This window comes from Halomonas faecis (assembly GCF_010993975.1).
Taxonomy (GTDB): domain Bacteria; phylum Pseudomonadota; class Gammaproteobacteria; order Pseudomonadales; family Halomonadaceae; genus Halomonas; species Halomonas faecis.
The window spans coordinates 38,389-61,809 of the sequence record NZ_JAACZO010000058.1 but is presented as its reverse complement, the minus strand read 5'-3'; the positions used below and the strand labels follow the sequence as shown (position 1 = coordinate 61,809).

22 protein-coding genes are annotated in these 23,421 nt (G+C 64.9%); 6 read left to right on the top strand and 16 right to left on the bottom strand.

Going from position 1 to position 23,421, the window contains the following annotated elements; all coding sequences use genetic code 11:
- Positions 1 to 56: 56 nt before the first annotated feature.
- Positions 57 to 1,214: an FAD-dependent oxidoreductase gene (locus tag GFD32_RS18290; RefSeq protein WP_163578013.1), complete on the bottom strand. Its 1,158-nt coding sequence runs from the start codon at positions 1,212 to 1,214 to the stop codon at positions 57 to 59.
- A gap of 108 nt (positions 1,215 to 1,322) precedes the next feature.
- On the opposite strand from GFD32_RS18290, the gene GFD32_RS18285 reads away from it, so the two are divergent.
- The 4 genes from GFD32_RS18285 to phoR all read left to right on the top strand — a co-directional run bounded on the left by GFD32_RS18285 (position 1,323) and on the right by phoR (position 4,998).
- Positions 1,323 to 1,889 carry a chorismate--pyruvate lyase family protein gene (locus tag GFD32_RS18285; protein WP_240455704.1) on the top strand — a complete coding sequence of 189 codons (567 nt, stop codon included), beginning with the start codon at positions 1,323 to 1,325 and terminating at the stop codon, positions 1,887 to 1,889.
- Between the two features lie 86 nt (positions 1,890 to 1,975).
- Positions 1,976 to 2,866: a 4-hydroxybenzoate octaprenyltransferase gene (gene ubiA, locus GFD32_RS18280; protein ID WP_163578012.1), complete on the top strand. Its 891-nt coding sequence runs from the start codon at positions 1,976 to 1,978 to the stop codon at positions 2,864 to 2,866.
- Between the two features lie 85 nt (positions 2,867 to 2,951).
- Positions 2,952 to 3,641 (top strand): phosphate regulon transcriptional regulator PhoB, encoded by a 690-nt coding sequence (phoB, locus tag GFD32_RS18275; RefSeq protein WP_163578011.1) that lies wholly within the window; start codon positions 2,952 to 2,954, stop codon positions 3,639 to 3,641.
- 1 nt (position 3,642) lies between these two features.
- Positions 3,643 to 4,998 carry a phosphate regulon sensor histidine kinase PhoR gene (phoR, locus tag GFD32_RS18270; protein WP_205599167.1) on the top strand — a complete coding sequence of 452 codons (1,356 nt, stop codon included), beginning with the start codon at positions 3,643 to 3,645 and terminating at the stop codon, positions 4,996 to 4,998.
- Here the strand turns inward: phoR and GFD32_RS18265 are convergent.
- The 9 genes from GFD32_RS18265 to GFD32_RS18225 all read right to left on the bottom strand — a co-directional run bounded on the left by GFD32_RS18265 (position 4,955) and on the right by GFD32_RS18225 (position 13,493).
- Positions 4,955 to 6,238: a Wzz/FepE/Etk N-terminal domain-containing protein gene (locus tag GFD32_RS18265; RefSeq protein ID WP_163578009.1), complete on the bottom strand. Its 1,284-nt coding sequence runs from the start codon at positions 6,236 to 6,238 to the stop codon at positions 4,955 to 4,957. The two genes, phoR and GFD32_RS18265, sit on opposite strands and share 44 nt — an antisense overlap.
- Positions 6,235 to 6,498 (bottom strand): hypothetical protein, encoded by a 264-nt coding sequence (locus GFD32_RS18260; protein WP_163578008.1) that lies wholly within the window; start codon positions 6,496 to 6,498, stop codon positions 6,235 to 6,237. The genes GFD32_RS18265 and GFD32_RS18260 overlap by 4 nt, the downstream gene beginning before the upstream one ends.
- Positions 6,499 to 6,766: 268 nt before the next feature.
- Positions 6,767 to 7,249: a copper chaperone PCu(A)C gene (locus GFD32_RS18255; protein WP_163578007.1), complete on the bottom strand. Its 483-nt coding sequence runs from the start codon at positions 7,247 to 7,249 to the stop codon at positions 6,767 to 6,769.
- 93 nt (positions 7,250 to 7,342) lie between these two features.
- Positions 7,343 to 8,068: a sulfate transporter CysZ gene (gene cysZ / locus GFD32_RS18250; RefSeq protein WP_163578006.1), complete on the bottom strand. Its 726-nt coding sequence runs from the start codon at positions 8,066 to 8,068 to the stop codon at positions 7,343 to 7,345.
- A 76-nt stretch (positions 8,069 to 8,144) separates the two neighbouring features.
- Positions 8,145 to 8,873 carry a phosphate signaling complex protein PhoU gene (gene phoU / locus GFD32_RS18245; RefSeq protein WP_163578005.1) on the bottom strand — a complete coding sequence of 243 codons (729 nt, stop codon included), beginning with the start codon at positions 8,871 to 8,873 and terminating at the stop codon, positions 8,145 to 8,147.
- 41 nt (positions 8,874 to 8,914) lie between these two features.
- Complete coding sequence (gene pstB / locus GFD32_RS18240; RefSeq protein ID WP_163578004.1) at positions 8,915 to 9,703, bottom strand: phosphate ABC transporter ATP-binding protein PstB; 789 nt, start codon at positions 9,701 to 9,703, stop codon at positions 8,915 to 8,917.
- A 13-nt stretch (positions 9,704 to 9,716) separates the two neighbouring features.
- Positions 9,717 to 11,282, bottom strand: a complete 1,566-nt coding sequence (pstA, locus tag GFD32_RS18235; protein WP_163578003.1) for a phosphate ABC transporter permease PstA — start codon at positions 11,280 to 11,282, stop codon at positions 9,717 to 9,719.
- A complete protein-coding gene (locus GFD32_RS18230; protein WP_163578002.1) occupies positions 11,279 to 12,409 on the bottom strand; it encodes an ABC transporter permease subunit in 1,131 nt (376 codons plus the stop codon). The genes pstA and GFD32_RS18230 overlap by 4 nt, the downstream gene beginning before the upstream one ends.
- Positions 12,410 to 12,452: 43 nt before the next feature.
- The gene (locus GFD32_RS18225; protein ID WP_240455703.1) at positions 12,453 to 13,493 is read right to left on the bottom strand and encodes a PstS family phosphate ABC transporter substrate-binding protein; all 1,041 of its coding nucleotides are present in this window, start codon (positions 13,491 to 13,493) and stop codon (positions 12,453 to 12,455) included.
- Between GFD32_RS18225 and GFD32_RS18220 the strand changes: the two genes are divergently transcribed.
- Positions 13,492 to 13,905: an acyl-CoA thioesterase gene (locus GFD32_RS18220; protein ID WP_205599164.1), complete on the top strand. Its 414-nt coding sequence runs from the start codon at positions 13,492 to 13,494 to the stop codon at positions 13,903 to 13,905. The two genes, GFD32_RS18225 and GFD32_RS18220, sit on opposite strands and share 2 nt — an antisense overlap.
- 50 nt (positions 13,906 to 13,955) lie before the next feature.
- On the opposite strand, the gene GFD32_RS18215 is transcribed toward GFD32_RS18220, so the two are convergent.
- The 3 genes from GFD32_RS18215 to hexR form a co-directional block, all read right to left on the bottom strand.
- Complete coding sequence (locus GFD32_RS18215; protein WP_163578000.1) at positions 13,956 to 15,056, bottom strand: TRAP transporter substrate-binding protein; 1,101 nt, start codon at positions 15,054 to 15,056, stop codon at positions 13,956 to 13,958.
- Between the two features lie 279 nt (positions 15,057 to 15,335).
- The gene (uvrD, locus tag GFD32_RS18210) at positions 15,336 to 17,543 is read right to left on the bottom strand and encodes a DNA helicase II (RefSeq protein ID WP_163577999.1); all 2,208 of its coding nucleotides are present in this window, start codon (positions 17,541 to 17,543) and stop codon (positions 15,336 to 15,338) included.
- A 193-nt stretch (positions 17,544 to 17,736) separates the two neighbouring features.
- Positions 17,737 to 18,600, bottom strand: a complete 864-nt coding sequence (gene hexR / locus GFD32_RS18205; protein WP_163577998.1) for a transcriptional regulator HexR — start codon at positions 18,598 to 18,600, stop codon at positions 17,737 to 17,739.
- Between the two features lie 231 nt (positions 18,601 to 18,831).
- Here hexR and GFD32_RS18200 point away from each other — a divergent pair, with 231 nt between their 5' ends.
- Positions 18,832 to 19,032, top strand: a complete 201-nt coding sequence (locus GFD32_RS18200) for a PA3496 family putative envelope integrity protein (RefSeq protein ID WP_163577997.1) — start codon at positions 18,832 to 18,834, stop codon at positions 19,030 to 19,032.
- A gap of 70 nt (positions 19,033 to 19,102) precedes the next feature.
- Here GFD32_RS18200 and GFD32_RS18195 read toward each other — a convergent pair whose 3' ends face one another.
- The 3 genes from GFD32_RS18195 to glmS all read right to left on the bottom strand — a co-directional run bounded on the left by GFD32_RS18195 (position 19,103) and on the right by glmS (position 23,419).
- Positions 19,103 to 20,449, bottom strand: a complete 1,347-nt coding sequence (locus tag GFD32_RS18195; protein WP_163577996.1) for a sodium-dependent transporter — start codon at positions 20,447 to 20,449, stop codon at positions 19,103 to 19,105.
- A gap of 255 nt (positions 20,450 to 20,704) precedes the next feature.
- Positions 20,705 to 21,535 (bottom strand): DUF72 domain-containing protein, encoded by an 831-nt coding sequence (locus GFD32_RS18190; protein WP_163577995.1) that lies wholly within the window; start codon positions 21,533 to 21,535, stop codon positions 20,705 to 20,707.
- A 48-nt stretch (positions 21,536 to 21,583) separates the two neighbouring features.
- Entirely contained in the window at positions 21,584 to 23,419 is a 1,836-nt protein-coding gene (gene glmS / locus GFD32_RS18185; RefSeq protein WP_163577994.1) for a glutamine--fructose-6-phosphate transaminase (isomerizing), read from the bottom strand.
- Positions 23,420 to 23,421 lie beyond the last annotated feature (2 nt).

Below are 23,421 nucleotides of genomic sequence, written 5' to 3'. Positions count from 1 at the left end.
CATGATACTGGCCGGATGCGCCGCCACGGCGGTTGCCCGTAGCGACGATACCGAACCTAGCCTAGCAACGCCGGTGCGGCCCGCGCCAGCTCAACTTTCCGCCGCACGCAGCGTCCTGTCAACGCAAATCCGATCAAACGTTCGTCTTCGCCTTCGGCAAGCGCCACCCAATCTTTACCTTCGCCATCGAGCCGCCAACGTGCCGGCGCCACAGCCGGCGGCAATGCCACCACCGGCAGCAGCGGCGTCTTGACCATGACCGGCCAGGCACCGAAGCCCACCTCGGTGGGCGTGCCGGTCAGCGTCCGGGCCAGCGCCTTGGCACTGGCCTGCAGCGGCTGTACATACATGGCATTGACCCCATCCACACAGGCCACGTCGCCCAAGGCATGAACGCCGGGAGCCGCATTGAGCCTCCGGTCGACGTGAATGCCCGCCGGCCCTGCCGGCAGTCCTGCCGCTTCGGCCAACGCCGTGCGCGGCCGAAGACCGGTGGCCACCAGCACCAGATCGGCATCGAGCTGACTGCCGTCATCGAGCGCGACGCCCACGTCAGCACCCTGCCGCGAGAACCCTGCCACACTGCACCGCGTGTGCAGGCTCATGCCGGCCTCGCCAAACGCCTCACCCAGCGCCCGACCCAGCGGCTCCGGCAGCAGCCGCGGCAACGGTGCCGCCTCAGGCGCCACCAGCGCCACCCGATGCCCTCCCGCCGCCAGGTCGTTGGCGAACTCGCAGCCCACCAGACCGAAGCCCACGATCACCACCCGAGCCGGATGGTTCAGCGCCTCGAGGGCCCCATGGAAGGCGCGATAGTCGTCGAGGTCGTTGACTTGGAACACCCGGTCGCCGAGCGCCGGAGGCACGCAAAACGGCATGGCCGGACTGGCACCGGTGGCGAGCACCAGTTCGCTCCACGGCAAGCGCTCGGCACCGATGCGCAGCGTGCGCGCCTCAAGGTCGATCGCATCGACCCGGGTGTGTGAGCGCAGCGCCACGTTCAGCCGCTCGGCAACGCCCAGCGCCGACTGCATGGCCAGACACTCGGGCGGCAGCCCCTTGGCAAAGCCGGTGGAGAGCAGCGGCTTGGAATAGTCGTCGCCGCTGTCGGCGGTGATCACGGTGATCGGCCGGTCATCCTTCAGGGCGCGAAGCTGGCGTACCAGGCCCAGGCCGGCCATGCCGGAACCAACGATGGTCAACGGAACGGTCATGAGCGTCTCTCTGGCTTGCGACCCGATGCCGAACCATGGTGCGCATCGGGAATCGGTATTGCGGCGCATGGTACACTATCCGCCCCTCGCATGACGTGGAGAGACCCGGTGACCTGCAGCCGTAGGGTGAGAAACGCCCCTGCTTGTCCTGCCGCCAGCGCCCTTCCCTGGCGCCCCCTGACCGCCGCTCGTCCGGCCATGGCCCCGGCCTGGTGGCGCTGGGTGGCCTCGCGGGACTCGCTCACTGCCCGGCTGATCGCCGCCGGCGAGGGACGCCGCTTCCGCGTTCGCCTGCTCAGCCAACGCCTGGGCCGGCCTCGCCCCGACGAAGCTCGGGCACTGGGGCTGCCGGCCAACCGCTACACCTGGCTGCGTGAGGTGGCGCTGTGTCTGGAGGAGCGACCCTGGGTCGTCGCGCGCTCCGTGGCCCCGCTCACGCGCCTGCGGGGTTACCGGCTGGGCCAGCTTGGCGAGCGGTCGCTGGGCAGCTGGCTGTTTCGTCAGCCGGATCTCGAGCGAAGCCCCATCGAGGTCACGGCCGTTGCCGCCCCTTTCCATGACGCCCCCGGCCCCTGGGGGCGCCGCTCGGTGTTTCGTCATGGCCGCTTTGCGGTACTGGTCCAGGAGTTCTTTCTGGATACCATGGCGGATGACTTGGCGCTGCCGCCACGCTAGGCTTGGCCAAGGCTCGACAGCATGCCGCGCCCCGAGTCGCCCGGACGCTGTCTCTCACCCCCGCCATACCCGCTCACGAGGCTGAGATGGACCGCACGCTGCTGCGCCCCACGGGGCTTTCGCGACTTCCCGACTTCCTGCACCTGACGCGTCTGGATCGGCCCATCGGTACCTGGCTGCTCATGTGGCCAACCCTTTGGGCGCTGTGGGTGGCCGCTGTCGGCATTCCCGAACGGCACGTGCTGCTGATCTTCGTTGCCGGCGTCTACTTGATGCGCGCCGCCGGCTGCGTGGTCAACGACTATGCCGACCGCCACTTCGATGGGCACGTCAAGCGCACCAAGAACCGTCCGTTGGCCACCGGCCGCATCACCGAGGGCGAAGCCCAGGTGGTGTTCGCCACCCTGGTGATCGCGGCCTTCGTACTGGTGTGGTTCACCAACCTCTTCACCGTGATGCTCTCGCTGGTCGGCGTCGTACTGGCCTTCATCTACCCGTTCATGAAGCGCTACACCCACCTTCCGCAGCTGTTCCTGGGTGCTGCGTTCTCGTGGGCGATTCCCATGGCCTTCGGTGCCGTGCTGGGCGAGATCCCCCCCGAGGCATGGCTGCTGTTCACCGCCAACGTGGCCTGGACGGTGGCCTACGACACCGAATACGCCATGGTCGATCGCGACGACGACCTCAAGATCGGCATCAAGTCCACCGCCGTGCTCTTCGGCCGCGCCGACCGGCTGATGATCGCCCTGCTGCAAGGTCTGACGCTGGCGCTGCTGGCCTGGGTCGGCCTGCGCCTGGCGCTGGGCGGCTTCTTCTGGCTGGGGCTCGCCGCCATGGCGGCCACCTTCGTTCACCAGCAGGTACTGATTCGCCATCGCGAGCGGGAGCGCTGCTTCCAGGCATTCCTCAACAACCACTGGTCGGGGCTGCTGGTGTTCGCCGGGATCGCGCTCGCCCTGTGGCCCAACGCGAGCTGAGAGCGGCATGGCTACCTTGTCACGCAACTGTCATGATGTGGTGGTGAAATCGTCATCGAGCCGCCACTGACTGCGAGGGCCCGGGATGACTGCCAAGACCGTTCTGATCGTCGATGACGAGGCATCGATCCGCGAGATGATCGCCGTGGCGCTGGAGATGGCCGACTACCGCGTGCTGGAGGCCGACAACGCCCAGGATGCCCACGCCATGGTGGTCGATCACCAGCCCGACCTGCTGCTGCTCGACTGGATGATGCCCGGCACCAGCGGCATCGAGTTGGCCAGGCGCCTCAAGCGCGAGGAAACCACCGCCGAGCTGCCGATCATCATGCTCACCGCCAAGACCGAGGAGGACAACAAGATCCAGGGTCTCGAAGCGGGCGCCGACGATTACATCACCAAGCCGTTTTCGCCGCGTGAGCTGGTGGCCCGGCTCAAGGCCGTGCTGCGCCGTGCCACGCCGCGAGGCGTGGAAGACCCGGTCGAGATCGACGGCCTGTTGCTCGACCCCGTCAGCCACCGGGTCAGCGCCAATGGCAAACCCCTGGAGATCGGCCCCACCGAGTATCGCCTGTTGCAGTTCTTCATGACGCACCAGGAGCGCGCCTATACCCGAGGCCAGCTGCTCGACCAGGTGTGGGGCGGCAACGTCTATGTGGAGGAACGCACCGTGGACGTACACATTCGCCGCCTGCGCAAGGTGCTCGGCGAGCGCCACCAGCACCTCGTCCAGACCGTACGCGGTACCGGCTACCGGTTCTCCGCCAAGGCTTGACGTGAGACGCCCCTGGAGCCGTGAGCTATGGCGCCTGACGTGGCTGGCCGGCGTCGGCGCGCTGATCGGCTGGCCTCTCTCATCACCCGCTCTGGGACTGGCCATCGGGCTGGCCGTGTGTCTGGCCTATCATCTGCGCCAGCTGCGCGCCCTGCACCGCTGGCTGACCCGCAACCCACAGGCCGAACCGCCGGCGGCCAACGGCCTGTGGGGCGAGCTCTTCGACCGGCTCTATCGCTACCAGAAAGGGCAGCGCCACACCCAGCAGCGGCTAAGGTCCACTCTGCGCCGCATCCAGGAATCCTCCGAGGCGATGCGCGACAGTGTGGTCATGCTCGACTCTCACGGCGACCTCGAGTGGTGGAACAGCGCCGCCGAACGCATGCTGGGGCTACAACCTGCCCATGATCGCGGCCAACACATCACCAACTTGATTCGCGACCCACGTTTCGTCGCCTACTTCAACGCCCGCGACTACCGTGAACCGCTGACCCTGCCCTCGCCCATCGACGAACGCCAGGTACTGCAATTCCAGCTCACGCTTTATGGCGACGACGAACGCCTGCTGATGGCCCGCGACATCACCCGCCTGCATCGCCTGGAGGAGATGCGCCGCGACTTCGTGGCCAACGTCTCCCACGAGCTGAGAACGCCCCTGACCGTGCTCGCCGGCTACCTCGAGACCTTCGGCGACCTCGCCGATACCCTACCCGCACGACTGGCCAAGGGAGTCTCGCAGATGCAGAGCCAGACCACACGCATGCAGAACCTGGTCGATGACCTGCTGCTGCTATCGCGGCTGGAGATCGATCGCGGCGGGCATGACCATGGCCCGCTGGATGTCGCCGCCGTGCTGGAGAGCGTGCGTCGCGACGTCCAGGCGCTGGCCGGCGAGAGCCAGACGGTGGAAGTGGCGATCGACGAGTCGCGGCGCCTGATCGGCAGCGAATCCGAGGTCCGCAGCGCCATTTCCAACCTGGCCTTCAATGCCGTGCGCTATGCCGGCAACGGTTGCCATATCGTGCTGCGCTGGATGCCCTGCGGTGACGGCGCCTGCGTCGCCGTTGAAGACGACGGCGAAGGCATCGACCCGGTGCACATTCCCCGCCTCACCGAGCGCTTCTATCGCGTCGACAAGGGGCGCAGCACCGCCACCGGCGGCACCGGCCTGGGGCTGGCCATCGTCAAGCACGTGCTGCTGCGCCACGACGCCCATCTGGAAATCGATTCCCACCCCGGCCAGGGAGCACGCTTTCGTTGCCATTTCCCGCCGTCGCGGTTGCGTAATGATAGCGCCCAGGCTGCACCACCCGTCAGATCGCTGCCCGCTGTCGCCGATAGGCGCGAAGACTCTTGACGAAATTGGCGATGAACACCAGCAAGATGCCACCCATGCCACCCAGCACCAGCGCCAAGGCGACCACCAGCTTCGCCCTGGGCGAGTCTGGAGCTTCAGGCTCGTAAGCCCACTGCGTCACGTCCGTCACCTGAACGTCCTCCAAGCGAACCACATTGGCACGCAGCAGGGCATTGTCCTGCTTGAGGGAGTTGTACGCATCGATGAAGGGCGAATGACTCTGCCGGGCCAGCATGGCCTGTATCTCGTGGTTGGTCTCCAACTGGGCGATTTCCTTTTCGATCTCGCGAATCGCCGACGTTTTGGCCTCCTGATTCAGGTTCTCCTCGATCACCCGGCGCTCGGCCTGCAGGGCGCGCGTTCCCATGAAATACAAGGGGAGGCCATCCTGGGAGTTGATTTCGGCATAGACGATATCGCGCTCGCCGCTTTGCCGGCCGAGGTCGCGCGGTGTGGTGGGCCTCTCGATGCCCAACTGCTCGGCAATGTGCTCGGCTTGGGTCAGAAGCCTGATTCGCTCTTCACGCGCCGCGACCACTGCCCGCTTCTCGGCCTCCAGCCGATCGCGAAGCCGTTCCAAGCGAATCTGGTCATCCTCGGATAGCCTGTCGATGCGAGCGCTCACTTCGTCTTCATACGCTGTCAAATGCGCTTCCATTCTCGCTTCATTGCGGGAGATCGACGAGTCGACGGCCCGCTGCGCACGGTTGACGAGAACGCCGGAAAAATCGGAGCTCGCCCAGGAGACATAGGCGTTCAGCAATTCGTGGCCCTGCACGCCTTGAGGGTAGGAGAGCTGCAGCACGGCGCCCCCGTCGTCGGGCCGGCTGACGGAGAAGCGGTCATTGAAAAAACGGCGCAGCGCAGTGTCGAAACTCGCGTCACCGGGCTCTCCAGCTGCGGGGATGCCCCACTCGGATGCCGGCCTGTCGGAATCTTCGATGAACCGCTGAAAGAGCTGGTAGGAAGAGGTCCGCTGCACGAACTCCTTGAAAGCCCTCTCCTCGGAATAGCTGTAGCCCTCGATGGCATTGATTTCCCTGAGTCCATCGGGGAAAGGGGAGGTTTCCAGTTCGCTATTGTAAACCGGCGTCGTCATGAACAAATGGACCAGGGCCAGGGCCACTGCAGCCACGACGGCACCGACTATCCAGCGCCAACCCTCCACGAGGGCAACGGCGATGTCCCGCAGGTCGATTTCGTCGGTAGACGCATCCGTATATTCGACACGGGCATTCATGTCTTCTCCCCTTGGATGACGAGGAGAGCCGAATTGACCACGCCATGAAGAGCGACGATGACGGTGGCAGCGACCACCGTTCGTTCTTCCAGTGACAGCCAGAAAATGGCAGCGACGATGATGGTGCAGGTGAACAAGAAGGCGAAGGCAGCCTTCCACTTCTTCAGATACAGCAGGGAAAAGCCTGGAATGACGACGAAGAGCGGAAAGACGAGCGAGGGTTCAATCAGCTTGCGTGGGTCGTGGGTCGTGGGTTTCATGACGATAGCCCTAGCGGTGAGACGTGGCAATCCTAGCCTGGGCGGCCAAGTCTACCTCACTAAGTAACACTAGGACATTAGGATGAATGGAATGACACTCACATATGATGACGATCAAATCGTCTGATACTTTTTAATACTTTCAATTACTTAAAGAAACATTAATGCCGGTTAATGCTACAGGTACAGGGAGAGGGGATTGACCGCAGCCGCACCTGCGGTCAATCCAAGCCGCCTAAGCCTGTCACTCGCCGGCGGCCCTGGCGCCTCAGTGCTCATGATGCCCGTCGGCGGCCTCGCTGCCCTCCTGGGCGCTCTCCACCCACACCTCCACCTGAACGTCGCCACGTTCGGCGAACTCCAGGGTCAGCGGAAAGCGGTCGCCTTCGCTGAGCGGGGCCACGAGGTTCATCAGCATCAGATGGTAGCCGCCGCCAGGACGCATGCGTTGCGTGGTGCCGGGCTCGATCTCGAGTTGCGGGACACGGCGCATGCGCATCACCCCATCGTCCATGGCCATGTCGTGAATTTCCACGCTCTCGCTGGCTGGTGAACTCGCCCCCACCAGCAATGCCGGTGAGTCGCCCTCCACGCCGATGTCCAGGTAGGCCGCACCATGGGGGACGCCCGGCGGTGCCGGAGTGGCGAACGGATGGGCGATGCGTACGTCGTCCAGATGGCTTTCGTGGGCCTGGGCGGGCAGGGTTGCCAGCAGCGCGCTGGCCAGCAATAGGGGCAGGATGGAACGCATGGACTCTCCTCATGATGGTACGCGGTCGACAAGCCGTGCCGACCTTGGATAACGCTTCCGGGCTCGAGCCATGATAGCAGCCGCCAACCGCCTTCACGGCGTCGCGATGTCGCAGGCGTAGTGTCGCTCCCACATCAGCACGGCCGCCGCCACGGCACCGGGCAACAGAAAGAGATTGGCCAGCGGAACCCAGGTGATCAAGGTCACCCAGCCACCATAGGTGAGCGTCGGCCACCAGCGACGGGCAAGGCGGCGGCGCATGTCGGCGAAACTCACCTGGTTGTTGTCCATGGGGTAGTCGAGGTAGGTGATGGCCATCACCCAGGCGGAGAACAGCGCCCACAGCAGCGGTGCCACCAGGTTGAGGCCGGGGATCCAACTGACGATGAACAGCAGCAGCGCCCGCGGCAGGATGTAGGCGAGCTTGACCAACTCGCGGCCCAGGGCGTCCACGGCGGCCCTGGCCAGGCCACGGTCATCGAGGGGCGGCCGTCCGGTGGCGACGATCTCCACCTTGGCCGCCAGAAAGCCGTAGAAGGGGGCGGCGATGAGGTGGGTCACCAGGGTGAAGGTGAACAAGACGATCACCAGCAGGCTGATCACGAACAGCGGCCAGATCAACCACTCGAGCCAGCCCAGCCAGCCGGGCACCATGGCCATCCAGGCATCCAGCCAACCGCCGAAATTCGTCACCACGTAGCCGAGCATGGTGGAGTAGACCAGCAGATTGACCAGTATCGGCGCGAAGACATAGCGCCGCAGGCCGCGGGTGTAGACCAGCCGCGTCCCGCGGGTCAGGGCCGTGAAGGCGTCGAGCATGGCGCTTCCTCGAGGTCAGGGAACGAACCGTCGCACTCGGCAACGGTCCGTATTGACCACTAAGTCGAGCGCCGTTTCAACCTTTGCGCTTCAGCGCGCTCTCGTCGAGCTGTTCCGGGTCCATGTGGCGAATGTCCAGGCCCTTGACCAGATAGATGACATACTCGGCCAGGTTGTCGGCATGGTCGCCCACCCGCTCCAGGGCCCGCAGGATCCACATCACGCTGAGCACCGGGCCGATGGCGCGACTGTCCTCCATCATGAAGGTCATCAGCGAGCGCATGGCGCTGCCGTACTCGTCGTCCACGGCATCGTCCTCGTGCACCACCTGCAATGCCAGTTCGGTATCGAAGCGGGCGAAGGCGGTCAGCGCATCGCGCAACATCTTGCGCACGTGTTCGCTGATGTGGCGAACTTCCACCAGACCGCGCACGCCGTTGCCGCTCTCGATCAGGGTCAAGGCATTGCGGGCGATCTTGCTCGCCTCGTCGCCGATGCGCTCCAGGTCGGCGGTGGCGCGGATCACCGCCAGCACCAGGCGCAGGTCGGAAGCCGCCGGCTGACGCCGGGCCAGCACGCGGGTGCACTCGTCATCGATCTTGAGCTGCATCTCATTGACCTGATGATCGCCCTCGCTGACCTCCTCGGCCAGGCGACTATCGCCGTCGAGCAGCGCCTGGATGGCCTGCTGGACCTGCTGTTCGACCAGGCCTCCCATGGTCATCAGGTGGGTCTTGAGCTCCTCCAGCTCCTGGTTGAACTGGCGAGAGATGTGCTGGCTATGGGTTTCACTGGTGATGTCCATCGGAACCTCCTCGGGGTGCCGTCGACCGATTCTGTAGAACGTCAGGCAATGCGGCCGGTGATGTAGTTCTCGGTGCGCGCCAGGCGCGGGTTGGTGAACAGGGTGTCGGTGGGCGCATACTCCACCAGCCGGCCCTGCTGCAGGAAGGCGGTATAGTCGGAAACCCGCGCCGCCTGCTGCATGTTGTGGGTGACCAGCACCAGGGTGAGCTGGCCCTTGAGGCTACGGATCAGATCTTCGATCTTCAGCGTCGAGATCGGATCGAGCGCCGAAGCCGGTTCGTCGAGCAGCAGCACCGATGGCTTCACGGCCAGGGTACGGGCGATCACCAGACGCTGCTGCTGACCGCCGGAGAGCGACCAAGCCGAATCGCTCAGGCGATCCTTCACTTCATCCCACAGAGCCGCGGCGCCCAGCGCCCATTCGACGACATCGTCGCGTTGCCGCCGAGTGAGCCCTCCCTGCAACCGCAACCCGAAGGCCACGTTGTCGTAGATCGACATCGGAAAGGGATTGGGCGCCTGGAAGACCATGCCGACCTGGCGTCGCAACTCATTCACCGCCACCGCGCGGGCATGAATGTCCTGCCCCTCGAAGCGAATCGTGCCACGTTGCGTCACCGTCTCGTCGAGATCGTGCAGACGGTTGAGCGCACGCAACAGCGTCGACTTGCCGCAACCGGACGGCCCGATGAAAGCGGTCACGCGGTGCCGCGGAACGCGCAAGGTCAATGCCTCGAGCGCCTGCGTATCACCGTAGGCGAGGCTCAGTCCCGCAATGTCGAAGCAACTCGCTTCGAGCGGAAAGTCGATGACTGGCGGATTCACCATCCCCCCTTTCCCATCAATGCGCCGTTTTGGCATGGCGCGATCCAACATGATGGCGCAGAAATATTGCAGTCAGGTTAAGCACCAGGATCACCAGCACCAGTAGCAATGCCGTAGCGAACACCAGCGGCATCGCCGCCTGGACGTCATCGCCGTGGAAGGCGGTGTCGTAGACGTGATAGCCGAGGTGCATGAACTTGCGGTCAAGATGCAGGAAGGGGAAGTCGCCGTCCACCGGTATCTGTGGGGCCAGCTTGGCCACGCCGACCAGCATCAGCGGCGCCACTTCGCCGGCGGCCCGAGCGACGGCGAGGATCACCCCGGTGAGCATGGCCGGCACTGCCATGGGCAGTACCACACGGGTGAGCATCTCCAGGCGCGTGGCGCCCAGTGCCAGGGCACCTTCCCGCTGGTGGTCGGGAATGCGCGCCAGCCCTTCCTCGGTGGCCACGATCACCACCGGCAGGGTGAGCAGGGCCAGCGTCAGCGAGGCCCACAGCAGACCGCCGGTACCGAAGGTGGGAGAAGGCAGGCTATCGCCGAAGAACCATTCATCCAGTGTGCCGCCTATGCCGTAGACGAACACCCCGAGCCCGAATACCCCATAGACGATGGACGGTACGCCAGCGAGGTTGCGCACAGCGATGCGCACCAGCCGCGTCAAGCGCCCCTGATGGGCCACCTCGTTGAGGTAGAAAGCCGCCAGCACCCCGAAGGGCGTCACCAGCAGCGACATCAACATCACCATCAGCACGGTGCCGAAGATCGCCGGCCACACGCCGCCGGCGCTGTTGGCAGCACGCGGGCCTTCGGAAAGAAAGCGCCACACTCCCTGCGTCCAGGCGACCAGCTTCTCGCCCGGCGACATGGCGTTGGGTCGGGAAGCCCCCAGCACCGCATCGAGCGGCTGGCGAAACCGATCGCCGGAAACGCTTTCCAGCACCAGCGTGGTCTTGCTCATCGCCGCAGTCTGGCGGGCGATGCTTGCCGTCGCGGCGGCCAGGGCCGCGCGTGCTTCACCGTCATCGGGGTCGGCCTCGAGGCGGCGTGCCAAGGGACGGATCGTTTCGCGCTCCAGAGCCTCTCGCGCTTCCCGTAGCGTTTCCAGCTCCGCCAGCCGTGCCTGCAACTGCACCCATGCGGCCTCCGGATCGGACTGCCTGGGCGTCTCCTCGGCTTCGCGCGGCTCGACGGCCACCAGTCGGCCGATGAAATCGCCCCAGCGCTGCCGCTCGAGTACCACCAGGTCGCCGGGGTAGCGCTGCGCGGCGATCTCCGCCACCGGCAGCCACTCCCAGACTCCACCATCCAGATCGCGGTTGCCAGTAAAATAAAGGCGTTCGCGCCCACCACTCTCGGGCAGCGGTAGCTCACGCACGGCTCGACCGGCCAGTTGGCGGCCGTCGTCGAGCTCCACCAGCGCCACGGAAGCCGGCCAGAAGTGCCCCAGGCCACGTACGGCGATCAGCAGCAACAAACCGCCGAGCAGCAGCAGCGACAGCGCCACGCTGCCGGCAGCCAGCCAGGCGCCAGCGCCTTCGTTGACCGGCCGACGGCGGCGGAGCCGTTCAACCAGACTCATGCCGATCCACCCAAACGACGATAGCGACGATCCAGCCGCGTGCGAACCACCTCGGCCAGCGTATTGACGAGAAAGGTGAAAACGAACAGCGCCAGCGCGGCCAGCAGCAGCAGACGATAGTCAGCGCTGCCCGGGGTGGCTTCTGGCAGCTCGATGGCGATGCTCGCCGCCATGGTCCGCATGCCTTCCAGGGGGCTGGCGCTCATCAGAGCGCTATTGCCGCTGGCCAGCAGCACGATCATGGTCTCGCCCACGGCGCGGCCGGCGCCGATCATCACCGCCGCGAAGATCCCCGGCAACGCCGCCGGCAATACCACTCGCCACAGCGCCTGCCAGCGTGTCGCACCCAGCGCCTGGGCGCCTTCGGCGAGGTTGCCCGGCACGCCAGCTAGCGCCTCTTCCGCCAGGGCATAGACGCTGGGCAGCACGGCGAACCCCATGGCGAACCCGACGATCAGCGCATTGCGTGCCGCATAGTGCAGCCCCAGCTCGGCATCCAGCCAGCCGCGCAGGTCGCCACCGAAAAGCAGGGATTCCATCACCGGTGCAACAGCCACCGCTGCCCAGCCCAGTGCAATGAGCCATGGCGCCAACCACAGCCCCGCCCAGCTCAATGGCAAGCCGCGACGCACGCCAGCCGGCAACCAACGCCATAGCGCACCCGCCAGAAGTACGGCCGGCAACACCATCAGCAGCAGGGCCAGGGTTTCGGCCAGATGGCGCTCCACCCAGGGCGCCAGCACCAGGCCGGCGACGAAGCCGATGACCACGCCCGGCAGCGCCTCCATCAGCTCCAGGGTCGGCTTGAGCCGGGCCCGCAGTCGGGGCGACATGAACAGCGCCGAATGCATCGCCGCGCCCAGCGCCAGCGGTATGGCGAAGAGCAGTGCCCAGAATGCCGCTTTGAGGGTGCCCCAGGCGATCGGCGTCAAGGTCGTCCGAATTCTGTCGATTTCCAGCCCTCCCCCCAGCACGGCCGGCACGGCCTCCACTGCCAGGAAAAGCCCGATGGCCAGCACGGCCAGGATCACGCCGATACCACCGGCGGCAATCAAGCCGGTGGCGAGGCGGTCACGCAGGTGACGCCGACGGGTACGTGGCAACGAGAGGGGTAAGCGGTCGATCATGCGCTGCAGCGTAAGACACCTTGATGACAGATGAGTGACAGGCTCAGTCGTCGCCCAGCGGAGCCAATCCCAGACGACGACGTTGGCTGGCCAGCTGCGCCTCGGGCAGCGCCACGAAGCCCAGTGACCTCACGCTGGCCTGGCCTGCCGGCGACAGCACCAGATCCAGGAAGGCTCGCTCCACGGCAGGCAAGGCACCGTCCGGCGGCAGGTTGAGATAGAGATAGAGCGAACGGCTCAACGGATAGTCGCCACGGCGTACCGCCTCGACGGTGGGCCGGTGGTGAACGCCCTTATCGTCCACGAGCGCCAGGGCCTTGACCGACGCCGTGAGATGGTTGAGGCCAGCATAGCCGATGGCGCTGCGCGTTTCGCCCACGGCTGCCACCACGGCCGCCGAGCCGGGATGCTCGCTCAGCCCATGGCGATACTCACCGCCGCACAAGGCCCGCTCGCGAAACAGCCCGTAAGTGCCGGAAGCCAGGTTGCGGCCATGCAGTTCGATACGCCCCGGGGGTGCCTCCAGCCCCAGCTGAGACCAGCGGGTGATGGCTCGCTCGCCGCCGCAGTGGCGCGTGCGCGAGAAGATGGCATCCAGGGTTTGCCGGTCGAGCGCCGCCAAGGGATGGTGGCGATGCACCACTACCGCCAGGGCGTCGCGAGCGATCTCGATGTCTACCGGCGGATAGCCGTGGCGGGCGATGAACGCCTCCCGTTCGACCTCACGCATGGGCCTCGACATGGGCCCCAGCCGAGTGGTGCCCGCGGTGAGGGCCGGGGGCGCACTGGCCGAGCCGCTGGCCTGCAGCTGCAGGCGAATGCCAGGATGGCGCGCGGTGAGCTGCTCGCCCCAGCGCAGCATCAGTCCCGCCAGGGTATCGGAGCCCATGGTCCCCAGCGTACCTACCGGCTCGGCACGCAGCGGTGCGGCCAGCAGCAGACCGACGACCAGCAGCCCTGCCAGGCTGGAGCTCGAACGCCCAAGACGTATAAGATGGCGCACCAGGCGTCGGCGCTGCATCGCAACACCGTCGCGACATAGCGCCGTCATCCACAACAACAAGCCGAGCTTGCGACACCTCATGACAGACCTCGATGATATACCCGCCCCACAGGGGCAACTGACACTGAAACTGCTGGCCAGCCGCCAGGACACCAACCTCTATGGCGACATACCCGGTGGCTGGCTGGTGCGCCACATGGACCAGGCCGCCGAACTGGCCGCTGGTCGAGAAGCCATGGGCCGCACGGCGACCGTGGCCATCGAGGGCATGGACTTTCTATGTCCGGTCAAGGTCGGATCCACGGTCAACATTTTCACCCGCGTCCGCGATATCGGCCACAGCTCGATCAAGATCGACGTGGAAGTCTGGATTCGCTCGCCCCACGAACGCGATCCGGACGAACTGAACAAGGTCACCGAGGCACACTTCGTGATGGTTGCCCTCGACGACAACGGCCGCATCCGCTCCGTGCACCGCAACGCCCACCAATGACAGGGGCGCCTTACGGCGCCCCCTGATCACGTGGCCGCTGACGGCTCCCTTCAGGCACCGACCTGTTCGCGGGCCTTGAGGTAAGCAAATTCGCCGACATCACTGAAGCGGCGCACCAGCTTCTGGAAGGCGATGTAGGACTCGTAGACCTTGGCCGAGTCGGCATCGTCGTCCACCTGCTCTTGGATGACCTCCTTCGAAGCCTCATGGAGTGCCGCCATGACGTCCTCGGGGAAACTCCTCAACTGTACGCCATGCTCGTCGACCAGCGTATCCAGTGCCTGGGCATTGCGGAAGGCGAACTCGCTGATCATCGCCAGATTGGAGGCACGCGCCGCTTCGGTGACCACCGCCTTGAGGTCATCGGGCAGTTCGTTCCAGGCATCCAGATTGACGGTACCCTCGAGGATCGCCGATGGCTCGTTCCAGGCCGACGTGTAGTAGTAGTCGGCGACTTCGTGCAGACCGAACGCCAGGTCGTTGTAGGGCCCCACCCAGTCGGCAGCATCCAGCACGCCGGTCTGCAGGGAGGTGAATATCTCCGAGCCCGGCATGTTGACGGTGGTGACGCCGATGCGATTCATCGCCTCGCCGGCCAGCCCGGGCAAGCGCAGCTTGAGGCCCTGCATGTCTTCCAGTGAGTTGATCTCCTTCTTGAACCAACCGGCCATCTGGGTGCCGGTATTGCCTACCGGGAACGGCTTGAGGTTGTGCTTGGCGTAAACTTCGTCCCACAGCTCCTGACCGCCGCCATGATAGAGCCAGGCGTTGGTTTCGGTGGTGTTCATGCCGAAGGGCACGGCGGTGAAGAACTGGGAGGCAGCCAGCTTGCCGCGCCAATAGTAGGAGGCGGAGTGGCCCATCTCGGCAGTGCCGGCGGCCACGGCATCGAAAACCTCCAGCGGCGGCACCATCTCGCCAGCGCCGTGCACGCGGACTCGCATGCGTCCGGCCGAGAGCCGCTCGATGCGCGCAGCGAAATCGTTGGCGCCAGTGCCCAGCGCAGGGAAGTTCTTCGGCCACGACGTGACCATGTCCCAGGTGATGGTTTCCTGGGCCTTGGCGGTCGAAACGAAAGGCGCGGCAGCGATACCGGCGGCACCCAAGCCAGCGGTCTTGAGCGTGTTCTTGAGAAAGTGACGGCGTTGCATGGCAGGCATGACTCCGGGGTGAATTATTCTGTCCCGCGTGCTATCACGCGGCGTGTCCACACCAGAGTATGCGGCAAGGTCAATTTAACCGGCAAGCCGACCAATTGACCGGGCAATTAACGCACCGCTTTATCCCCCGGGAAAGCGCCGTCTCATGTCGCGAGCGAACGGAGACTGGCCACGCTCGCTGAAGCTTGTGCGGCCCGACGCTTCGACGGTGCGGCGCTTCGGTACCGTGGGCGGCCAGGATATGGAGCGCAGCCATGACTCGACGCTTCCCTACAGAGGTGTCAGCTTGGCGAAGCCTAGCACCAGCCACTTGTCCCCCTCGCCCTCGAAGCTCACCTGCACCCGGGCACGCTGTCCCTCGCCCTCGGCATTGAGGATCACGCCCTCACCGAACACCGGGTGACTGACGCGCTGCCCCAGGCTCAGGCTAGGCAGATCGTCGCCGCCATCCACCGAGGTCTGACGCGACAACCCCACGGCCGGGCGGGTGGCGGTCACCGGCCGGGAGACCTGGCCGCGCAGACGCACTTCTTCGAGGAATTCCTCGGGAATCTCGCGCAAGAAGCGCGACGGGCGCTGGTAGGTTTCCTTGCCGTGAAGGCGACGAATCTCGGCATGGGTGAGATAGAGTTTACGCATGGCACGGGTCAGGCCCACGTAACAGAGCCGGCGCTCTTCCTCGAGGCGCCCCGCCTCCTCCAGCGACATGCGATGCGGGAAGAGCCCCTCCTCGACCCCGGCGATGAACACCACCGGAAATTCCAGTCCCTTGGCCGAGTGCAGGGTCATCAATTGCACGCCATCCTCGAAATCATCGGCCTCGTGGTCGCCGGCGTTGAGGGCGGCTTCGGCCAGGAAGCTCTCCAACGCCACGCTGCCCTCGCCCACCTCGGGCGGATCGAGCGCTTCACCCTGGGTGAAAGCGCGTGCGGCATTGACCAGTTCCTCGAGGTTCTCGACGCGGGCCTGGCCCTTTTCGCCCTTTTCGCTCTGATGATGGGCGATCAGTCCGCTGCGCTCGACGACGTGAGAAACGATCTCGCTCAAGGCCATGCCGGCGGTCTCGTTGTCGAGCCCTTCGATGAGGTCGGCGAAGGCGGTGAGCGCCGAACCGGCGCGGCCCTTGAAGGTTCCTTGGACAAGGCCATCGTGCAATGCCTGCCACAGCGAGATGCCGCTCTCGCGGGCGAGGCTGCGCACCTGCTCCACGGTGCGCGTGCCGATACCGCGAGCCGGCACATTGACGATGCGCTCGAGCGAAGCATCGTCGTCGCGGTTGAGCAGCAGGCGCAGGTAGGCCAGGGCGTTCTTGATCTCGAGGCGCTCGTAGAAGCGCTGGCCGCCGTAGATCCGATAGGGCATGCCCTGGCGGATCAGCGTCTCCTCGATGACTCGCGACTGAGCGTTGGAGCGGTAGAGGATGGCCACTTCACGGCGATTGAAACCGGCGTCGACCTTCTCCTTGATGGTATCGACGATGAAACGCGCCTCATCGAGATCATTGAACCCCGAATACACGGAAATCGGCTCGCCATGGGCGCCTTCGGTCCACAACGCCTTGCCCAGGCGGTCGGCGTTGTGGCGAATCAACGCATTGGCGGCATCGAGGATGACGCTGGTGGAGCGGTAGTTCTGCTCCAGGCGAACCGTATGAGTCTGCGGGAACTCCTGCTCGAAGCGACGCAGGTTCTCGACCCGCGCCCCACGCCACCCATAGATCGACTGGTCGTCATCGCCGACCACGGTCATGGGCGTGGTCATGCCGGTGAGCAGCTTCAGCCAGGCGTACTGCAGGGTATTGGTGTCCTGAAACTCGTCGACCAGCACATGGGCGAAACGCTCGCGGTAGTGGGCGAGCAGCGCCGGGTTGTCGCGCAACAGTTCCAGGCTCCTGAGCAGCAGTTCACCGAAATCGACCAGCCCGCCGCGTTCGCAGGTGAGCTGATAGCGCTCGTAGAGCTCGACCATCTGTCCGAGGTAGGCATCCCCATGGGCGTCGACCTGATGCGGGCGCAACCCCTCCTCCTTGCAGCCGCTGATGAAGGATTGCACCTGACGCGGCGGAAAACGCTCGTCGTCGATCCGGTGCTCCTTGAGCAGGCGCTTGATCAGGCGCAGCTGGTCGTCGGTATCGATGATCTGGAAGTGCTGCGGCAGGCGGGCATCCTGCCAGTGGGTACGCAACAGGCGATGAGCGATGGCGTGAAAGGTGCCGACCCACACGTTACGCAGCGAGAGGCCCAGCAGCGCCTCCAGGCGGGTGCGCATCTCGCGCGCCGCCTTGTTGGTGAAGGTCACGGCGAGCACGGCATAGGGCGAGAGCCCTTCGGCCTGCATCAACCAGGCGATGCGGTGCACCAGCACACGGGTCTTGCCGGAGCCGGCGCCGGCCAGCACCAGCAAATTGCCCTGAGGGGCGCTCACCGCCTCGCGCTGGGCGGCATTCAGGTGGTCGAGGATCGCCGTGACGTCGTCCATATCGGGGGCTACTGCGGGTAGAAAAATGGACGCTCAGCTTAGCATATCGGCCAGCCCAATCATCGAGGCGAGCGGCGCCGGGGACAGGTCGAAGCGAAGGTCATTCGTCAGGGATGACGAATGTAGCGCCCAAGGATGGGTTCACAGCGCCTCCGCGTAGACCTGTCGCCGGGTAAGCCGCGTCTTCAGGTGGCTACGGTTTGCCTTCCTGTTCCGGAAAGCGCAGCGGCGTCAGGCTCTTCTTCACCGCCTTGAGCTGCTCGGCGAGCTTGGGGCCACGGGTCTTGGCCACGCCCACGGCGAGCACGTCGACCAGCACCAGGTGGGCGATGCGCGAACTCATCGGCGTGTAGATCTCGGTGTCTTCGTGGACGTCGATGTAGAGCGGCAGAGTCACTTCCTCGGCGAGCGGCGAACCGCTGGGGCACAGGCCGATCACCGTGGCCCCGGCCTCACGCGCCAGACGCACGCTGGCCACCAGCGCGCGGGTACGGCCGGTCTGCGAGATGGCCACCACCACGTCGCCCTCCTTGAGAGTCACTGCCGACATGTTCTGCATGTGCGGGTCGGCATAGGCGGCGGTGGATATCTGCAGGCGGAAGAACTTGTGCTGGGCATCGAAGGCCACCGCTCCGGAGGCACCGAAACCGTAGAACTCCACCCGGTTGGCCATGGCCAACGCCTGGATCGCCCGACTCAGCGCCTCGTTGTCGAGGCGATCACGCACCGACAGCAAGGTACCCACAGTGGAGTCGAAGATGCTCTGGGAGAACTCCGCCACCGAGTCGTCGTCGTTCATCGAGAACTGGGCGAACTGGCTGCCCGAGGCCAGCATCTGAGCCAGTTTGAGCTTGAAATCCTGAAAGCCATTGCAGCCCAACGCCCGACAGAAGCGCACCACCGTAGGCTCGCTGACCTTGGCTTCGGTCGCCAGGTCGACGATGCGCATGTGGATGACTTCCTCGGGATTGCGCAGCACATAGCGCGCCACTTTCTGTTCGGAGCGGCGAAAATGCTCCATACGGCGTCGCATGTCATCGAAGAGGGCGCGGCTCACGCGAAACTCCTTACTGGTAATGACAGTGGATGGGTCGGCCGCGATGCCGATGTGTTCACAGTATGCCCCATCCAAGCGCCGACCGGGGAACCGGGTCCTCCGAACGTGGAATGGCCCAGAGCGTCATCATTCTGTCAAGTAGGGTATAGTAAGAATTGGCGTGTTGCACCGCACCTTTGCAGGCGACCTCAACTCGCCACGAGAAGCGCAACAAAGTAGGGAGAGTCAAACATGCACAATGCCGAACGCGTCACCTCCGTCAAGAGCCAACTTCTCGACATCTACATGAGCATGGAAGTCGCGGCACACGAGCAGCGGTCGCGCAGCGCTGCCCAGCGCAACCTGCGCGCCCGTCGCGGCATCGAATTGCACCGCGAATTCAAACGACTCGAGCGCGATATCGCCGACCTGGTGGACGACGAAAAACACTGAGCCGGCCGCCCTGGGGCGGCCGGGCTCGGTGAAGCGTACCCGCTCCGTACAACGGAGCGGGAGGGGCGGCTCACCCCAGCAGCGAGTTGACGAACACCGCGATCACTCCCAGCGGGGCCACGTAGCGGGCCACCACGACCCACAGCGACTCGGTGCCGCCGGAAAGCTCGAGCTCCTGCGCCACGCCCTGACGATCCAGGCACCAGGCGGCGAACACGATGGCGCCAAGACCGGTCAGCGGCAGCAGGATCTTGCTGGTGAAGGTGTCGAGTAGGTCGAAGACGTTCAGCCCCAGGATCAGGAAATCGTCCCAGACGTTGAACGACATCAGCGCAGCGATACCCAGTACCCAGACGGCCACCCCACTGGCCAGCGTCGCAGTCAGACGCGACAGCGGCGTGCGCTCTTCCACGAACTCGACCACCGGCTCAAGCAGCGAGATGGCCGAGGTGAGTGCGGCGAAGGTCAGCAGCAGGAAGAACATCAAGCCCAGAATGGTGCCACCAGTCATGCTACCGAAGGCTAGCGGCAGAGTGACGAAGATCAGCCCCGGCCCTTCGCCCGGGCTCAGGCCGTTGGCAAAAACGATAGGAAAGATCGCCAGGCCGGCCAGCAGCGCGATGACGGTATCCAGGATGATGACCGTGCGCGCCGTGCCCAGCAGGTTGACCTCCTCGCCCAGGTAGGAGCCATAGGCCATCATGATGCCCATGCCCAGCGACAGGGTGAAGAAGGCCTGCCCCATGGCAGCGAGAACGACATCACCGGAGAGCGCGCTCCAGTCGGGCTGGAACATGAACGCCATGGCCTCGCCGAAGTGACCGGTAGTGATGCCATAGCCCACCAGGATCAGCAACAGCACGACCAGCGCCGGCATCAAAGTGCGCACGGCCCCTTCCAACCCCTTGGTGACACCGCGGGCCACGATGCCGATCACCAGCACCATGAAAGCGGAGTGCCACATCAACAAGATACCGGGGTTACCCAGTAGCGCGCCAAAGTACTCGCCAACGCTATCGGCATCCTGCCCGTCGAAGGTACCCAGCACGGTATTGAGCGTATAAGAAAGCGACCAGCCGCCAATCACGCTATAGAAAGAGAGAATCAGGAAGGCCGCCAGCACGCCGCTGATGCCCACCAGCACCCAGGCCGGGAAATGGCCGCCCCGCTTGGCGAGATCCGCCATGGCATTGATCGGGTTCTCCTGTCCACGGCGACCGATCAGCCATTCCGCAACCAATACCGGCAGGCCCACCAGTGCCACGCAAGCAAGGTAGACCAATACGAAGGCCGCGCCCCCGCTGTCACCCACCATATAGGAAAAGCGCCAGATATTGCCTAGCCCCACCGCCGAACCGGTGGCAGCCAGAATGAAAGCCATCTTCGATGACCACTGCGCATGAGCGAGCTTCGACATGAATCACCTATTGTTGTGAATATGGTCGTTGATGTGTCTCAAGGCGATGATTACAGCAAGATTCGATGGAATATCGCCCGAATGACGGCAAATCTATCCGATCATACGCTCGATGGCCAGGCATTGGATCGAGGCATTCCACCAAAAGGGGGTCTCCCGATTCGGGATTGAGGAAAACCCAGGGACTGCCGGATTTAGCCGATCGTGATGAGTCGTTCGGATTTCGCGGCCGCCCGTGTCGGGTCCGACAGTCGCTTAGAAAAGCGGGGGCTGTTTTTCGCCAGCGAAGTCCGCCAACGCTGGCAGGTCGAGAGCGCCGGACAGCTGGGAGTACAGCGCTCTGGCAAGCTGCGGGGCCTGACGGTTATCCGGGGTGTGCACAAAGAGAAAAGGGGTTTTCCCCTGTTTTATCCACAGGGCGAACTGGTCGATCCACGGCTGGAATCGCGCCAGATTGGTTGCCTCTTCACTATGCCCGATGAAGCGCACCACCGGCTCAGTTGCCGTGGAAAGCACGTGTAATGGGCATTTTGGCTTCTCTTGTCGGGCCTTGGCCAACCCTGAACGATCTTCATGCGGTGGCGCGAAGAGCGGGCGAACGTCAAGCATCACGCGGTTGACGCCATGAGTTATCAACAATCGGTTGAATGCCTGCTCGGCCATCCCCTTGTGGAAAAAATCCCGGTGACGCCCTTCCACGCCACAGGGAATGGCCGCAGGCCAGCGGGAGAGCAGCGATTCCAGCTGCGGCAGTTCGTCGGCGCCGAAATCCCTCGGCAGCTGCACCATCACCGGACCCAATCGATCGTGCAGGGGAGCGAGGGCCTCCAGGAAAGCGTCGACCGCGCTGCCGACACCGACCAGACGCCGCCGATGGGTCAGCAACGCCGGCAATTTGAAGCAGAAGCGGAAGTGCGGCGGCGTCTGGCGGGCCCAGGCCGCGACCGTCTCCGGTCGCGGAGCTCCGCTATAGAAGGTGGTATTGCCCTCCACGGCGGAAAAGACCCGGGCATAATCCGCCAGGTGGCCGTCGCTGCCTGCGTGGGGCGGGTAGAGCGTGCCTCGCCAGTCGGCATTGGCCCACATGGGCAGCCCCAGTCGGAGACACGCTTGGGGCTGGCAGGTGGCCACGCGTCACTCCACGGTGACGGATTTGGCCAGGTTTCGCGGCTGATCGACGTCGGTGCCCTTGAGCACCGCCACATGATAGCTGAGCAGCTGCAGCGGCAAGGTGTAGAGCAGCGGTGCCAGCGCCTCGTGCACGTGGGGCAGATGGAGCACGCGAATGCCCGGTTCCTCGGCCAGGCTCACCTGCTCGTCGGCGAACACGTACAGCTCACCGCCACGCGCCCGCACTTCCTGAAGGTTGGACTTGAGCTTGTCGAGCAGCTCATCGTTGGGCGCCACCGCGATCACCGGCATCTCGCTGTCGACCAGGGCCAGAGGGCCGTGCTTGAGCTCCCCGGCAGGATAGGCTTCGGCGTGGATGTAGGAGATTTCCTTGAGCTTCAGCGCCCCTTCCAGGGCGATCGGGAAGTGCGCTCCACGTCCCAGGAAAAGCGCATGGTGCTTTTCGGCGAAGGCCGTCGACAGCGCCTCGATGCGTTCGTCGAGCGCCAGAACCCGCTCCACCAGTCGAGGCAAGCCGCGCAGGGCATTGACCAGTTCGCTTTGGATCCCCTCGTCGAGCCCATGACTGCGGCCCAGCGCCAGAGTCAGCAGCATCAAGGCCGCCAACTGGGTGGTGAACGCCTTGGTGGAGGCCACGCCGATCTCCGGTCCCGCCTGGGTCATCAGCGTCAGGTCGGATTCTCGCACCAGGGAACTGCCCGGCACGTTGCAGATCGCCAGACTGGCCAGATAGCCCTTCTCGCGGGCGAAGCGCAACGCTGCCAAGGTGTCGGCGGTTTCGCCGGACTGGGATAGCGTCACGAACAGGGTGTCTTCGGGAACGACCACCTGCCGATAGCGATACTCGGAGGCGACCTCCACCTGCACCGGCAGGCCGGCATAGCGCTCCAGCCAGTAACGCGCCACCAGACCGGCATGATAGCTGGTACCGCAGGCGACGATATGGATCTGCTTGACGCGCTCGAACAGTGCCCGCGCTTCGGGCCCGAAGCTTTCCACCAGTACGGCGCGGTCGCCCAGACGCCCTTCCAGGGCCGAGGCAATCACCGCCGGCTGCTCGTGAATCTCCTTGAGCATGAAATGACGATACTCGCCCTTGCTGGCGGCACCGTCGCCATGCTCGAAGGTATCCACCTCGCGTTCGACCGCGTGGCCGGCCGTATCGTAGACGTCGATGTGGCCGCCATCGGCGAGGCGCACCACATCGCCCTCTTGCAGATAAACGAAGCGATCGGTGACCTGCAGCAGCGCCAGCGGATCGGAGCCGAGAAAGGCCTCGTCGATGCCCACCCCGACGACTAGCGGGCTGCCCTGACGAGCGCCGATCACCACGCCGGGTTCGTCGGCATGCATGACCGCCAGTGCGTAGGCACCTTCGAGGCGCGCCAGGCTGCGCTGCACCGCGGTCAGCAGATCATGGGTCTGGCAGTAATCGCGGTCGATCAGGTGGGCCACCACTTCGGTATCGGTCTGCGAGGTGAAGCGATACCCCGCCGCGAGGAGTTCTTCACGCAGGGTCTCGTGGTTCTCGATGATGCCGTTGTGCACCACGGCGAGCCGCTCGCCCGAGAGGTGCGGATGGGCGTTATCCTCGGTGGGCCTACCATGGGTCGCCCAGCGCGTGTGTGCGATACCGCAGCGCCCCGCCATGGGCTCGCTATCGAGGCACGCTTCCAGAGCCGCTACCTTGCCCACCGCCCGGCTGCGCTGCAGTCGGCCCTCGCCGGACAGCACTGCCATGCCGGCCGAATCGTAGCCACGATACTCCAGTCGCTTGAGCCCCTCGAGCAGAATGCCTTCCACGTTGCGCTGGGCCACTGCCCCGACGATGCCACACATGG